Genomic DNA, 13,513 nt, shown 5'->3' on the forward strand with positions numbered 1-13,513 from the left:
CTGCTCGCCTCGTTGCCACAAAGCTGCCGAGGCACATCCATCTTGCCGCTCCAGCGCGCCGGGCGACAAGCAGAAGGCGTCCATACAGGTCGACAAGAAAGAACTGAAATATGGCGTCCCAGGCGAGGTTCGAACTCACAACCTTCCCCTTAGGAGGGGGATGCTCTATCCAATTGAGCTACTGGGACTTCAGGCGGGGCGACATAGTAGCGAGCTGCAGAATATTTGTCATGCTTGAGCGTGGTCCCTACCAGCACATCCTTGAAACAGCTTTCGACGAAAACCTCTCTCGCGCACCCAGAAGACCGAGCGCAATTGCATTTTGCACGAAGCGACCGGCCAATCCTTGCAAAACGCACCCTAAAGCCCGCAGATACAACAACTAACTCATTGATTTTTTTAGAGTTTTTTGAATAACACAACTGGCACAACGAATGCTAGCTAGGTAGTCACCATAAACGCGAAGGAGACGCCTATGACACATTCAGCTTACTTGCTCAGCACCGCCGTGCTGGCAGCCGCAGCTGCGATCCACTTGCAAGGCATGAGTTCGGGCATGGATCGCTTACACCCGGATATCACTTCGAACGAATCCCGCCCAATGACTTTTCACAGCTCGCCCCCTCCCGCCCAAACCATCGGGAATGGCGAAGTGAGATCAGTCCAGCAACCACAGCGTTGGGTTTTCTAGACCCCCACAATCGTTGAATCAACCGAGGAAACAACCATGTCTCTCCTTGCTTTTTTCTTCCTCTCGCTCTGCATTACTTGCGCGCTCCTGGGGCTAAGTGTCGAGCTAGCCGAAGCCTGGGCAACCCTGGCGAAAGCCGGAGCAGTCCTGTTCGGGTCACTTTTTACCGGCTCACTGATTGTTGGAAAGCGGATCAAATTTGACCCTGTATTGCGCTAGGAAAAGGGCATCAGATCACAATAGAGGCATTCTGATACCATCATGACTTTACTCGACCCGCTATCGACGTATAATTGGCGTCATTAAGTCGTCTGCCATCTTTATTCCCAGCTGAGGGAACAGCCAAGGGATTTTGGTTGTCAGACCGATGACTAGAACGGCAATAAGCCACCATCGCCCACCTGACTACCGGTTTAAAGTATGCGCCCATTGAAGCAGGCAGTTTATTCCAGCCGCACGGCTGACAAGTTCGTGGTTCGGTTACCTGACGGAATGCGTGAGCGTATTGCCGAGGTTGCACGTAATCATCATCGCAGCATGAATTCAGAAATCATTGCTCGTCTGGAGCAAAGCCTTCTTCAGGAAGGTGCGCTGGGTGATGATCTGAATATGCGCCTCGACAGCCCCGAGCTTTCGCTTCATGAGCGCGAGTTGCTGCAGCGCTTTCGCCATCTGGCTCACCGTCAGCAAAACGCCCTGATCGCTCTGATTGCACAAGATAGCGAAGCCGTCAAAGACGACGAGTGACAAAAAACGGGGCGCTAACATTGCAGTTGCACCGCCGCCGTACATACAAAAACGCCTCGACTTGTCGAGGCGTTTTTGTATTCGTGGAGGGCTAACTAGCCCACGAAGCTTAGCAGAATGCCCGCAGCCACGGCAGAGCCGATGACCCCGGCCACATTAGGGCCCATCGCGTGCATGAGCAGGAAGTTTTGCGGATTCGCCTCAAGCCCAACCTTATTGGAAACACGCGCCGCCATGGGTACGGCTGAAACACCTGCAGAGCCAATAAGAGGGTTGATCTTGTTCGTACTGAACATATTCATAACCCTGGCCATCAGCACACCCGCAGCCGTACCGGCGCAGAATGCCACCAGGCCAAGCACTAATATTCCCAGTGTTTTTATCTGCAAGAAGGCGTCAGCTGATAGCTTCGAACCTACCGTCAGCCCAAGCAGGATGGTCACGATATTGATCAGCGCATTGCGCGTCGTATCCGCCAGCCGATCAACGACACCGCACTCGCGCAGCAGGTTGCCGAAAGCGAACATCCCCACCAGCGGAGCTGCATCGGGCAGCAACATTCCGACAAGCAATGCCAGCATCAGGGGGAAGATGATCTTTTCCACATGACCGACAGGACGCAGCTGTTTCATGACAATGGCGCGCTCTTCCTTGGTTGTCAGCGCCCGCATGATGGGTGGCTGGAGCAACGGAACCAGAGCCATGTACGAATAGGCCGCCACAGCAATAGGACCCAGCAGATGAGGTGCAAGCTTGGCGGTAACAAAAATCGAGGTAGGTCCGTCCGCTCCACCGATGATTGCGATCGATGCTGCTTCACGCAGGGTGAACTCCATTCCGGGAATACCCATCGCCGCCAGTGCCAAGGCGCCCAGCAGCGTCGCGAAAATCCCGAATTGAGCAGCAGCTCCCAAGAGCAATGTTTTCGGGTTGGCCAACATGGGGCCGAAATCGGTCATCGCCCCGACCCCCATGAAGATCAGCAGGGGAAACACGCTGGTCGGCAGGCCCACCTCATAGAACAGATGCAGAATGCCTTGGCCCTCAGCCATATTCGCCACTGGAATATTGGCGAGCAGGCCACCGAAGCCAATCGGAATGAGCAACAACGGCTCAAAACCCTTGCGAATTGCCAGATAGATCAGCCCCAGACAGACCACGATCATCAGCAACTGCCCTGGCTCCACATGATACAGGCCGGTGCTTTGCCACAGCTTGAGCAACTTGTCCATGCAGCTCTCCTTAAGCGATGGTCAGCAGGCAATCGCCCACGGACACTGCGTCACCAACCTTGACGCTGACACCGGAGACCGTACCGGCCTTGAAGGCGCGAATCTCGGTTTCCATCTTCATGGCCTCAAGGATTATGACCAGATCACCTTCCTGCACGGACTGGCCTGGCTGTACCAGAACCTTAAAAATATTGCCTGCAAGCGGAGCCGTCTGAGGCTCACCACCAACCGCAGCGGGTACGCCCCCGGCAGGTGCCGGCGCTGCGCCCGGAGCAGCTCCGAGAGGCTTGATTCCCTCAATATCGCCCCCCTCGTCCACCTGCACCACAAATGATTTGCCGTTGACCTGAACCGTATAAACCTCTGGCTTTCCAGCCTCCAGCTGTGGCTTCTCGGCTCCACCTGGCGCCGGTTCGAATGCCGCAGGATTACCTCGATTCTCAAGGAATTTCAGGCCAATCTGAGGAAACAGTGCATAAGTGAGTACGTCATCGATTACCTCACTCGCCAGTTGAATGCTTTTTTCCTGCGCCAAGGCTTTAAGCTCGGCAGTTAGCCTGTCCATTTCCGGCTCAAGCAGATCAGCCGGACGGCACGTGATGGCTTCGGCGCCATCCAGCACCCGGCGCTGCAACTCGGCATTGAAGGGTGCAGGGGCTGCACCATACTCACCCTTGAGAATGCCGGCGGTTTCCTTGGTGATGGACTTGTAGCGTTCACCCGTGAGGACGTTGATAACGGCCTGGGTACCTACGATCTGGGAAGTCGGAGTGACCAGCGGAATGAAGCCGAGATCTTCGCGTACGCGCGGAATTTCAGCGAGCACTTCATCGAACTTGTCGAGAGCACCCTGCTCCTTCAGTTGCCCTTCCATATTGGTGAGCATGCCGCCTGGCACCTGCGCCACGAGGATACGAGAATCAACTCCCTTGAGCGTGCCTTCGAATTTCGCGTATTTCTTGCGAACCTCACGGAAATAAGCGGCGATTTCTTCCAGCAGCTCAAGATCAAGGCCCGTATCGCGCTCGGTACCCTGGAAAATCGCAACAACCGATTCGGTCGGCGAATGCCCGTAGGTCATCGAAAGCGAGGACACCGCGGTATCGACATTATCGATGCCGGCTTCAACCGCCTTGAGGATCGCCGCAGTCGACAATCCTGCGGTGGCATGGCACTGCATGTGAATCGGAATGGAAAGGCTAGTCTTGAGTCGCGATACGAGCTCGAATGCGGTGTAAGGCGCGAGAATGCCCGCCATGTCTTTGATCGCAATCGAATCGGCGCCCATGTCCTCGATCTGCTTGGCCAGATCGACCCACATTTCTAGAGTATGTACCGGACTGGTGGTGTACGAGATGGTGCCCTGGGCGTGCTTGCCCTGCTGCCTGACAGCACGCAGTGCGGTTTCCAGATTACGCGGATCGTTCATCGCATCGAACACGCGGAAGACATCCACTCCATTGACCGCTGCCCGCTCAACGAACTTTTCCACCACATCATCGGCGTAGTGCCGATAGCCAAGCAGGTTTTGGCCGCGCAGAAGCATCTGCTGACGTGTATTGGGCATCGCTTTCTTCAATTCGCGAATGCGATCCCAAGGATCTTCACCGAGATAACGGATACAGGAATCGAAGGTCGCACCACCCCAGGATTCAACCGACCAGAAACCGACGCGATCAAGCTTGTCGGCAATCGGCAACATGTCTTCAAGGCGAACGCGGGTAGCGAGAATGGACTGGTGGGCGTCACGCAACACCACATCGGTAATGCCGAGCGGTTGTTTAACTGAAGTCATGGAAGGAACTCCCTTTCCTGAATCAACCACGGCGAGCGCGGTGCTGGTGAATGGCAGCCTGGATGGCCGCGAGGATGTCAGCGTCTGGCTGCGCCGTTGCGACAAGCTGCTGGTTACAGGCAGGCAGGTTTGTCGCCACTGGCTCGAAACGGCTGACCACGAGCGACATCAAGCGAATGCAGCCTATCAACAGAACGAGGAACAGGAAGACAGAACCTATACCGAACAGCATCAGTTCAAAGCCTTCGAGCAGGAGTTCGCTTGAGGTCATTGGCATACCCTTTCTTTCAGCAGCTCATGCCGCCTGTTATTCGTGATTGATTGGCTATAAGGTTTCGCCAGCTGACGAAACCTGAGAACAGTAGCTCGCCCAACAGCCGCAAGGCAAATGCCAAATGGCCGCAGCAGAAAGAGATCAGAGGAGAAAGAGCGTCGCCAGTCCAAGAAAAATGAAAAAACCTCCGCTGTCGGTAACGGCGGTGATCATCACACTCGCTCCCAGCGCAGGATCACGCCCCATGCGCGCCAGGGTTATCGGAATCAATACCCCCATCAGCGCGGCCAGTAGCAGGTTGAGGGTCATTGCAGCGGTCATGACCAGACCAAGCGACCAACTGCCATACAGCCAGTAGACCACCAAGCCAATCACTCCACCCCATATCAACCCGTTCAGCAGCCCCACTCCGACTTCCTTGCGCAGCAGCCGGGCACCGTTCCCGGTACCCATCTGATCCAGCGCCATCGCCCTGACGATCATGGTGATCGTCTGGTTGCCCGAGTTGCCACCAATACCCGCCACGATAGGCATCAACGCCGCCAGAGCCACCAATTTTTCGATGGACCCGTCGAAAAGACCAATCACCCGCGATGCGACGAAGGCAGTAATCAGATTCAGGGCCAGCCACGCCCAGCGGTTGCGCAGCGATTTCCAGACAGACGCGAAGATATCCTCTTCTTCACGCAGACCCGCCATGTTGAGCACTTCGCTCTCACTTTCCTCACGGATCAGGTCGACCATTTCATCAATGGTCAGTCGCCCGATGAGCTTGCCGCTCTTGTCCACTACAGGCGTGGAAACAAGGTCATAACGCTCGAAGGCCTGGGCTGCCTCGTAGGCATCTTCATCCGGATGGAAGGTGACCGGATCATTGGCCATTACCTCGGCCACCTGCTTTTCCGGATCATTGACCAGTAGGCGCTTGATCGGCAGGACGCCCTTGAGCACGCCGTCGTAATCCACCACGAACAGCTTGTCGGTATGTCCCGGCAGCTCTTTCAGCCGCCGCAGGTAGCGCAAGACGACCTCAAGACTCACGTCCTCACGGATGGTGACCATCTCGAAGTCCATCAGCGCGCCGACCTGGTCCTCCTCATAGGACAGCGCCGAACGGACACGCTCGCGCTGTTGCGCGTCCAGCGTTTCCATCAGTTCATGGACAATGTCGCGAGGCAGTTCAGCGGCCAGATCAGCCAGCTCGTCGGCATCCATCTCCCTGGCAGCTGCCAGCAGCTCATGATCGTCCATGTCGGCGATCAGCGTCTCACGCACCGCATCAGACACTTCGAGCAGAATGTCACCGTCGCGTTCGGACTTGACCAGCTGCCAGACAGTCAGTCGCTCATCGAGCGGCAATGCTTCGAGGATGTGGGCAACGTCCGCGGGGTGCAGTGCTTCAAGCTTGCGTTGCAGCTCAACGAGATTCTGCCGATGAACCAGGTTGTCGATCAGCTCCTGATGCTGGCCGCTCCCCTGGCGATGTACCAGATCCTCTACGAGCTTCTGACGCTGCAGCAGCTCGACAACTTGCGCCAGACGATCCTGGAGACTTTCCTGCGGCTTTTTTGCTTCTACTTCAGTCATGGCGCACTCCGCCCCCGACGGACGGAGCGCGCCAGGGGATCAATCATTCAAAACGTGATTGGCCAGCAAAAATCGTGTACGACTACAGGGCAAATCCATGAGGGGGATCCAAAGGCCCGAAAGGGCGGACCGCGCAATAATAACACTGCAGTCGCCATCCCAGACCACGAAATACAGGCAATACAACCGCTTGCGCGTTACATCACGGCGAGCGCAGATCTCGCCGTCCTGTCGACGCATTCACGTTGTGAGAAGACACGGCTGCAACGAATGCAATTATTGGCTAGGGTCTGCTGACCCTGAAGATCGTCAAGGAGGACGACCATGAACAAGCTGCTTGCTTCGGGCTGTTGTGCCCTGCTGCTCACCACCACGCCCACGCTTGCCACAAGCATTTATCGCTGCGTCGATGAAACAGGGCATCTAACCTTCACCCGCCAAGGCTGCCCGACTCACCAGACCTCCGAGAAGCAGCAGGCGTTCAATCCAACGCCCAGCTCCAGCACAACCGTACCCATGGCGAAGCCTCAGAAACAGCGCACCGAGCGCCGAAAGAAAGACCAGCCGCTGACCATCGTCGGTGAGCAGGATGACGGCTGCGGCAACCGCATGACCGGCAGCGCAAGACGCAACGCCATGATCAGCCAGCAAAGCCGCCCCGGCATGACCCGCGCCGACATTGAAAGCACCTTCGGCAAACCGGACAGCATCACCAGCCGCAACGGCCAGGTGCAGTACCGCTACAGCGCCCGCAAGGGCCGAACCCACACCATCAGCTTCGATGAGAACGGCTGCGTGCGCGGCAAGCACTGAAGACAGAAAATGAAAAAAGGGCCTGCATCACTGCAGGCCCTTTTTTGTTTGGCGGACTCAGGAGGATTCGAACCTCCGACCGCTCGGTTCGTAGCCGAGTACTCTATCCAGCTGAGCTATGAGTCCGTATTGCGCTTTTAGACCAGATCACCCCTGGCTTAAACAATGAAGCGCATTGCTGCGATTCACTTTTAATAGTGGCGGACTCAGGAGGATTCGAACCTCCGACCGCTCGGTTCGTAGCCGAGTACTCTATCCAGCTGAGCTATGAGTCCACTAAGGGTGCGCATTATAAGTTCGTGATTCCACCGGTCAAGCTCTTTGATTCAATGAATTCCATCAAATCTGAACACTTGAACCATCCACGATCCCGCTACGCAAAATGGCGGAGAGGGGGGGATTCGAACCCCCGACACCCTTTTGAGATGTACTCCCTTAGCAGGGGAGCGCCTTCGGCCACTCGGCCACCTCTCCGCAACACGGGGCGCATAATACCCGCCTTTACCCCGCTTGCAAAGCGAAAAATCGAGAAAAATTAATGGTTTGGTTCCTGATCTTTCTCTTTCTGGATCCGTTGATAAATTTCCTCGCGATGCACCGCAACCTCTTTGGGGGCATTCACTCCTATACGCACCTGGTTTCCCTTTACACCCAACACAGTGACGGTCACATCGTCACCCACCATCAGGGTCTCTCCGACCCGGCGAGTCAGAATCAGCATTCCTTTCTCCTTAAAACGGATTCAGTTCAGTAAACAGTCTGCAAAGATAAAGGCGGATAATGTTCCGCAGGACATGAAACCTGGAGCTTTTCACCAGCTATTGACCAGCAACGGCAAGCCTAAAGTTCCTTTTACAGCCTTCCAAACGACGGAAGGTTCGAGCTTTGCATCAAATCAGGCTCATTCCCCTTTCCCAGCCGGGGCATCCAGATCAAACGCGGTGTGCAACGCACGCACCGCCAGCTCCAGATATTTCTCTTCGATGACCACTGACACCTTGATTTCCGAGGTGGAAATCATCTGGATATTGATATTTTCCTTGGCCAAGGCTTCGAACATGCGGCTGGCGACACCGGCATGCGAGCGCATGCCAACGCCGACAATAGACACCTTCGCGATATCAACATCCCCAACAACTTCGCGCGCACCCATTTCCTGCGCGATGTGCTCAAGCACATGCAGCGCATTCTGATAGTCGTTGCGATGAACAGTGAAGGTGAAATCGGTGGTGTTATCGTGCGCGACGTTCTGCACGATCATGTCCACTTCAACATTTGCCGCACTGATCGGGCCGAGAATCTTGAACGCCACACCGGGCGTATCCGGCACACCACGGATCGTCAGCTTGGCCTCGTCACGGTTGAAAGCGATGCCGGAAATGATGGGCTGTTCCATGGAGTCCTCTTCGTCAAGGGTAATAAGGGTTCCCGGACCCTCTTTAAAGCTGTGCAGCACACGCAGAGGTACGCCGTACTTGCCGGCGAACTCAACGGCTCGAATCTGCAGCACCTTGGAGCCGAGACTGGCCATTTCCAGCATCTCCTCGAAGGTTATCTTCTCCAGGCGCTGCGCCTTGGCTACTACTCGGGGATCGGTTGTGTACACGCCATCCACATCGGTGTAGATCTGGCATTCATCAGCCTTCAAGGCCGCCGCCAGCGCAACGCCGGTGGTGTCCGAGCCGCCACGTCCAAGCGTGGTGATATTGCCCGCTTCATCCACACCCTGGAAGCCGGCAACCACCACTACACGCCCGGCCTTGAGCTCCTTGCGAATATTCTGCGCATCAATTTGCAGAATGCGCGCCTTGGTATGCGAGCCGTCGGTAAGGATACGCACCTGGCTGCCCGTATAGGAAACAGCCGGCACACCGATCTTGATCAGCGCCATGGCCAGCAAGGCAATGGTCACCTGCTCGCCTGTCGAGACCATCACATCCAGTTCACGGGAAACAGGTCGCTCACTGATCTGCCGGGCCAGGTCAATCAGCCGATTGGTTTCACCGCTCATGGCCGAGACCACCACGACGATATCGTCACCGTTATCACGGAACGTCTTGACCTTCGCCGCCACCTGCTCAATGCGCTCGACGGAGCCCACCGAGGTCCCTCCAAACTTCTGTACGATCAACGCCATTTCATTGCCGCCTAAGCCATTCGTTAAAAAACAACCCATTCATCACCAGGGCCTCGGGCGACAGCCAGTCCGACTCTTGCGATGCCTCATCATCCGCAGGGCGACTCGCTCACCGCCCTGCCAGTGCTGACCTGGTTATCCTTAAAGCCCCTGCTCAACAAATGTGCGAGTCAGCGCCAGCGCATCATCGAGCTTCTGCGGCTCGCTGCCACCACCCTGCGCCATATCGGGACGACCACCACCCTTGCCGCCTACTGTTGCTGCGGCCTGCCTCATCAGATCACCGGCCTTCAACTTGCCGGTAAGATCCTGGGTTACGCCCGCGACCAACACAACCTTGTCGTCGAGAACGCCGCCCAGCAGGATCACCGCACTGCCCAGCTTGTTCTTCAACTGATCGACCAGGGCCAGCAGCGCCTTACCATCCAGACCATCGATTCGCGCCGCCAGGGTCTTGACACCCTTCACTTCGACCGCAGAGCCGGCAAGCTCATTACCGGCAGCGCTCGCAGCCTTGGCCTTGAGCTGTTCAAGTTCCTTCTCAAGCTGACGGTTGCGCTCAATCACGCCACCGAGCTTGTCCAGCAGATTGTCGCGACTGCCCTTGACCAGCGCCGCCACTTCCTTCAACTGCTCCTCGGCACTGTTCAGATAGTTCAGCGCATGTTCGCCCGTGAGCGCTTCGATACGACGCACACCGGCGGCCACACCACCTTCACTGACGATCTTGAACAGGCCGATATCACCGGTACGCGATACGTGGGTACCACCGCACAGCTCAACTGAAAACCCGCCGCCCATACTCAGCACACGCACCTGATCGCCGTATTTCTCACCAAACAGGGCCATGGCGCCCTTGCGCTTGGCGGTTTCGATGTCGGTTTCCTCGATTTCAACGGCGGAATTGCTGCGGATCTCAGCGTTGACCTTGTCCTCAAGCACCTTGAGTTGCTCGGGCTTGATCGCCTCGAAGTGGCTGAAATCAAAGCGTAGCCGCTGGCTGTCGACCAGTGAGCCTTTTTGCGTGACATGTTCACCCAGGATCTGCCGCAGTGCCGCGTGCAACAGATGCGTCGCCGAGTGGTTCAGCGCAGTCGCCTGGCGAACCGATGCATCGACCACCGCCTCGACGCTATCACCCACCCGCAGACTGCCGCTGTCGAGAATACCCTGGTGCAGGAAGGCGCCACCCGCCTTGCTGGTATCGCGCACATCGAAGCGCAGGCCTTCGCCTGCCAGATAGCCACAGTCACCGATCTGCCCGCCGGACTCGGCGTAGAACGGTGTCTGATCAAGCACTACCACGCCCTCGTCACCGGCATTCATCTGTTCGACGTTCATGCCTTCCCTGAACAGGGCGACGATGGTGCCGCTGCCGCTGGTGCCTGCGTAGCCGGTAAAGCGGGTTTCACCCTCAACCTTGACCAGGCTGTTGTAATCCATGCCAAAAGCGCTGGCCGACCGCGCACGCTCGCGCTGGGCCTGCATTTCGCGCTCGAAACCTTCCTCATCCAGCGTCAGCTCGCGCTCGCGGGCGATGTCGCCGGTCAGGTCCACCGGAAAGCCGTAGGTATCGTACAGCTTGAAGATGATTTCACCGGGAATCACGCTGCCCTTCAAATCCGCCAGATCCTGTTCGAGAATTTTCAGGCCCTGCTCCAGCGTCTTGGCGAACTGCTCTTCCTCATTCCTCAACACGCGCTCGATGTGCACCTGCTGCTGCTTGAGTTCGGGGAAGGCTTCGCCCATCTCGGCGACCAGTGCCGCGACGATCTTGTAGAAGAAGCTGCCCTTGGCGCCCAGCTTGTTGCCGTGGCGGCAGGCGCGGCGAACGATGCGGCGCAGCACATAGCCGCGGCCTTCGTTGGATGGCGTCACGCCGTCGGCGATGAGGAAGCCGCAGGAGCGGATATGATCAGCCACCACCTTGAGCGAGGCCTGACCATCGTTGCTGCAACCAATGGCTTGCGCCGCGGCGTTCAGCAAACTCTGGAAAAGATCGATCTCATAATTGGAGTTGACGTGCTGCAGCACCGCACTGATGCGCTCCAGACCCATGCCGGTATCGACGCTTGGCGCCGGCAGCGGATGCATGACGCCATCGGCGGTGCGATTGAACTGCATGAACACGTTGTTCCAGATTTCGATGTAGCGGTCGCCATCTTCCTCCGGTGAGCCGGGCGGACCGCCCCAGATATGCTCACCGTGGTCGAAGAATATCTCGGTACAGGGGCCGCACGGGCCGGTATCACCCATTGCCCAGAAATTGTCAGAGGCGTAAGGCGCGCCCTTGTTGTCACCGATGCGCACCATGCGCTCGGCCGGCACGCCGACTTCCTTGGTCCAGATCTCGTAGGCCTCGTCATCGCTGGCATAAACGGTGACCCAGAGCTTTTCCTTGGGCAGGTTCAGCCATTTGTCCGAGGTGAGGAATTCCCAGGCGTAGGTGATGGCGTCGCGTTTGAAATAGTCGCCGAAACTGAAGTTGCCCAGCATCTCGAAGAACGTGTGATGACGCGCGGTATAGCCGACGTTTTCCAGGTCGTTGTGCTTGCCGCCGGCGCGCACGCATTTCTGGCTGGTGGTGGCGCGGGTGTAGGCACGCTTTTCCAGACCCAGGAAGCAATCCTTGAACTGGTTCATCCCCGCATTGGTAAAGAGCAGGGTTGGGTCGTTCGCAGGAATCAGCGAACTGGAGGCTACACGCGTGTGTCCCTTCTCTTCGAAGAAGCGGAGGAAGGCTTCACGGATTTCTGCGCTTTTCATAGATCTCTTCCAGAAGACTGCGACCGAATGGCTGCAAAACGGCACAGTGAGACAAACAGCCGCCTTGCAACTATCCAAAGGGATAATCGGCAAAGGGCCGCATTATATCGGGCCTGCGCGCTGCGCATAGGGGATAACTTCGATTGAATCAAGCTATTTGATGGCAGAACGCGAGTATTCGCGCCGATACGCCATCAAAGAGCCATCGAATGCAAGTCAACGCAGCAGACGGGTATCCAGAACCGACGAAGCGCCACCGAGCAACGTCTCGGTGATACTGACGAAATCCTCGGTGGTGACCTTGTCCAGGCGCATCAACCCACGCGCCACATCGTCCAGCGAATGACGGTTCTTGCTGCGCTGGCGGATTTCCCGGTCGAGTTCCTGCAGCAGCAAGACGGCTCGTGCAGTAACAGGGCCGGTGGATCGCTCCGTGCGCAGTGATTTGACCTTGCTGCTCCATTGCCCCAGATGCTTACGGACAGCCTGATAGCGATCCTCGCTCATGCCGCCGGCGCGACGCATCAGCTCGATGGCGTAATACTCGGCCAGCCCTTCGCTGATCCAGTCGCTGCGATCGGCATCGCTGATGCGACTGAACACATGAACCAGCTCGTGCACCAGCGAGCTGGTGCCATTCTCGCTGACCAATGGGCGGTCGGCATGCATGTACAGGGAGTTGGGGCCGGACAGACCGCCGCGCCACATGGGATCACCAGCGCCCACGATCAGCAGTTTTTTCGGGTCCCGCGGAAAGACGCTCTGCACCTCGGGCCAGACGAAGGTCAGCAGCGTCAGGATATCCATCCGACGCACCCCTTCGCCTACCGGAGCCGCAACCGTCACGTCGGTTTCACCGAGCCTGGCCCGGCGAGTGCCGAGCTTGCCGGCGAGAATCCAGCCGGTTGGTCTATCGAACAGCCGCTCGGGATTGTCGATACGGAAGCGGTTCTTGCCGATGCGCGGCCAGCCCGTTTCCACACTCTTCCAGCCCTCAGGCAACTCGAATGACAGGCGCGACACCAGCCGGACGCCGTCCCGAACATCGACTCGCCCGGCAGGCACCAGGTCATCGCCTCGCAACAGCGCCCAGTCGGGGGTCATGCGTGCATCGAAGCGGCCGTTGTCACGCTGATGGCTGATCCGTACCCGATAACCCAAGCGTGCCTTGCCGGCAGCCGGTCGCCAGAGGCCACGGCCAGCCTCCTCCTCCCAGTGGCCCTTGGCATCGGTTTCGAAATCGCTGTAAAGGCCTTCATCACCGAGGTTGAAATCGACATAGGCGATGGCACTGCCCTCCTCAAGCACCAGCTCGACCTCGGCCACATCCTGTTCGGGCAGGAATTTGACGTTGAAGTCCAGATCGACACGTTTGGCCGCGTGGGTCGGACCCGCAGACAGGCACAGCAGAACGGCGAACAGAGATAGCAGGCGGAGGAACATGGGGTGACTCCAGACAAAGATTCAGTGC

Annotated in this window: 11 protein-coding genes and 4 tRNA genes; 3 read left to right on the forward strand and 12 right to left on the reverse strand. The window is 57.4% G+C overall.

Translation table 11 applies throughout. The annotated features are described in order from the left end of the window. Nucleotides 1–111 precede the first annotated feature (111 nt). Nucleotides 112–188, reverse strand: a tRNA-Arg gene (locus tag NAV32_RS02945). A 539-nt stretch (nucleotides 189–727) separates the two neighbouring features. On the opposite strand from NAV32_RS02945, the gene NAV32_RS02950 reads away from it, so the two are divergent. Together NAV32_RS02950 and NAV32_RS02955 are read left to right on the forward strand one after the other, a co-directional pair. After that, a complete protein-coding gene (locus NAV32_RS02950; protein ID WP_256051304.1) occupies nucleotides 728–910 on the forward strand; it encodes a PA3371 family protein in 183 nt (60 codons plus the stop codon). A 201-nt stretch (nucleotides 911–1,111) separates the two neighbouring features. Then, on the forward strand, nucleotides 1,112–1,438 hold the full coding sequence (locus tag NAV32_RS02955; RefSeq protein ID WP_256051305.1) for an Arc family DNA-binding protein: 327 nt from the start codon (nucleotides 1,112–1,114) through the stop codon (nucleotides 1,436–1,438). A 95-nt stretch (nucleotides 1,439–1,533) separates the two neighbouring features. Here NAV32_RS02955 and NAV32_RS02960 read toward each other — a convergent pair whose 3' ends face one another. The 4 genes from NAV32_RS02960 to mgtE form a co-directional block, all read right to left on the reverse strand. Then, nucleotides 1,534–2,670 carry a sodium ion-translocating decarboxylase subunit beta gene (locus tag NAV32_RS02960; RefSeq protein ID WP_256051306.1) on the reverse strand — a complete coding sequence of 379 codons (1,137 nt, stop codon included), beginning with the start codon at nucleotides 2,668–2,670 and terminating at the stop codon, nucleotides 1,534–1,536. 10 nt (nucleotides 2,671–2,680) lie between these two features. Next, a complete protein-coding gene (gene oadA, locus NAV32_RS02965) occupies nucleotides 2,681–4,465 on the reverse strand; it encodes a sodium-extruding oxaloacetate decarboxylase subunit alpha (RefSeq protein WP_256051307.1) in 1,785 nt (594 codons plus the stop codon). Between the two features lie 22 nt (nucleotides 4,466–4,487). Beyond that, the gene (locus NAV32_RS02970) at nucleotides 4,488–4,736 is read right to left on the reverse strand and encodes an OadG family protein (protein WP_256051308.1); all 249 of its coding nucleotides are present in this window, start codon (nucleotides 4,734–4,736) and stop codon (nucleotides 4,488–4,490) included. 144 nt (nucleotides 4,737–4,880) lie between these two features. Next, nucleotides 4,881–6,326, reverse strand: coding sequence for a magnesium transporter (gene mgtE / locus NAV32_RS02975; RefSeq protein ID WP_256051309.1), 1,446 nt, complete (start codon nucleotides 6,324–6,326; stop codon nucleotides 4,881–4,883). 324 nt (nucleotides 6,327–6,650) lie between these two features. On the opposite strand from mgtE, the gene NAV32_RS02980 reads away from it, so the two are divergent. Continuing rightward, the gene (locus tag NAV32_RS02980; protein ID WP_256051310.1) at nucleotides 6,651–7,139 is read left to right on the forward strand and encodes a DUF4124 domain-containing protein; all 489 of its coding nucleotides are present in this window, start codon (nucleotides 6,651–6,653) and stop codon (nucleotides 7,137–7,139) included. 49 nt (nucleotides 7,140–7,188) lie between these two features. On the opposite strand, the gene NAV32_RS02985 is transcribed toward NAV32_RS02980, so the two are convergent. The 7 genes from NAV32_RS02985 to NAV32_RS03015 form a co-directional block, all read right to left on the reverse strand. Then, nucleotides 7,189–7,265 (reverse strand) — tRNA-Arg (locus NAV32_RS02985). Nucleotides 7,266–7,337: 72 nt separating this feature from the next. Beyond that, nucleotides 7,338–7,414: transfer RNA gene (locus tag NAV32_RS02990), tRNA-Arg, on the reverse strand. 108 nt (nucleotides 7,415–7,522) lie between these two features. Next, nucleotides 7,523–7,613, reverse strand: a tRNA-Ser gene (locus tag NAV32_RS02995). 61 nt (nucleotides 7,614–7,674) lie between these two features. Next, entirely contained in the window at nucleotides 7,675–7,860 is a 186-nt protein-coding gene (csrA, locus tag NAV32_RS03000; RefSeq protein ID WP_003085981.1) for a carbon storage regulator CsrA, read from the reverse strand. A 180-nt stretch (nucleotides 7,861–8,040) separates the two neighbouring features. After that, entirely contained in the window at nucleotides 8,041–9,276 is a 1,236-nt protein-coding gene (locus NAV32_RS03005) for an aspartate kinase (RefSeq protein WP_256051311.1), read from the reverse strand. Between the two features lie 141 nt (nucleotides 9,277–9,417). Further along, nucleotides 9,418–12,042 carry an alanine--tRNA ligase gene (alaS, locus tag NAV32_RS03010; RefSeq protein ID WP_256051312.1) on the reverse strand — a complete coding sequence of 875 codons (2,625 nt, stop codon included), beginning with the start codon at nucleotides 12,040–12,042 and terminating at the stop codon, nucleotides 9,418–9,420. A gap of 216 nt (nucleotides 12,043–12,258) precedes the next feature. Continuing rightward, on the reverse strand, nucleotides 12,259–13,485 hold the full coding sequence (locus tag NAV32_RS03015; RefSeq protein ID WP_256051313.1) for a hypothetical protein: 1,227 nt from the start codon (nucleotides 13,483–13,485) through the stop codon (nucleotides 12,259–12,261). Between the last annotated feature and the right edge of the window lie 28 nt (nucleotides 13,486–13,513).

Origin of the sequence: Stutzerimonas stutzeri (genome assembly GCF_024448695.1) — a bacterium.
Lineage (GTDB): Bacteria > Pseudomonadota > Gammaproteobacteria > Pseudomonadales > Pseudomonadaceae > Stutzerimonas > Stutzerimonas stutzeri_T.

Bases quoted from the DNA above. Each gene is read 5' to 3' on its own strand.
- NAV32_RS02960 (WP_256051306.1), bottom strand. From the start codon at position 2,670: ATGGACAAGTTGCTCAAGCTGTGGCAAAGCACCGGCCTGTATCATGTG.
- NAV32_RS03015 (WP_256051313.1), bottom strand. From the start codon at position 13,485: ATGTTCCTCCGCCTGCTATCTCTGTTCGCCGTTCTGCTGTGCCTGTCT.
- NAV32_RS03005 (WP_256051311.1), bottom strand. From the start codon at position 9,276: ATGGCGTTGATCGTACAGAAGTTTGGAGGGACCTCGGTGGGCTCCGTC.
- NAV32_RS02970 (WP_256051308.1), bottom strand. From the start codon at position 4,736: ATGACCTCAAGCGAACTCCTGCTCGAAGGCTTTGAACTGATGCTGTTC.
- alaS (WP_256051312.1), bottom strand. From the start codon at position 12,042: ATGAAAAGCGCAGAAATCCGTGAAGCCTTCCTCCGCTTCTTCGAAGAG.
- mgtE (WP_256051309.1), bottom strand. From the start codon at position 6,326: ATGACTGAAGTAGAAGCAAAAAAGCCGCAGGAAAGTCTCCAGGATCGT.
- csrA (WP_003085981.1), bottom strand. From the start codon at position 7,860: ATGCTGATTCTGACTCGCCGGGTCGGAGAGACCCTGATGGTGGGTGAC.
- NAV32_RS02980 (WP_256051310.1), top strand. From the start codon at position 6,651: ATGAACAAGCTGCTTGCTTCGGGCTGTTGTGCCCTGCTGCTCACCACC.
- NAV32_RS02950 (WP_256051304.1), top strand. From the start codon at position 728: ATGTCTCTCCTTGCTTTTTTCTTCCTCTCGCTCTGCATTACTTGCGCG.
- oadA (WP_256051307.1), bottom strand. From the start codon at position 4,465: ATGACTTCAGTTAAACAACCGCTCGGCATTACCGATGTGGTGTTGCGT.
- NAV32_RS02955 (WP_256051305.1), top strand. From the start codon at position 1,112: ATGCGCCCATTGAAGCAGGCAGTTTATTCCAGCCGCACGGCTGACAAG.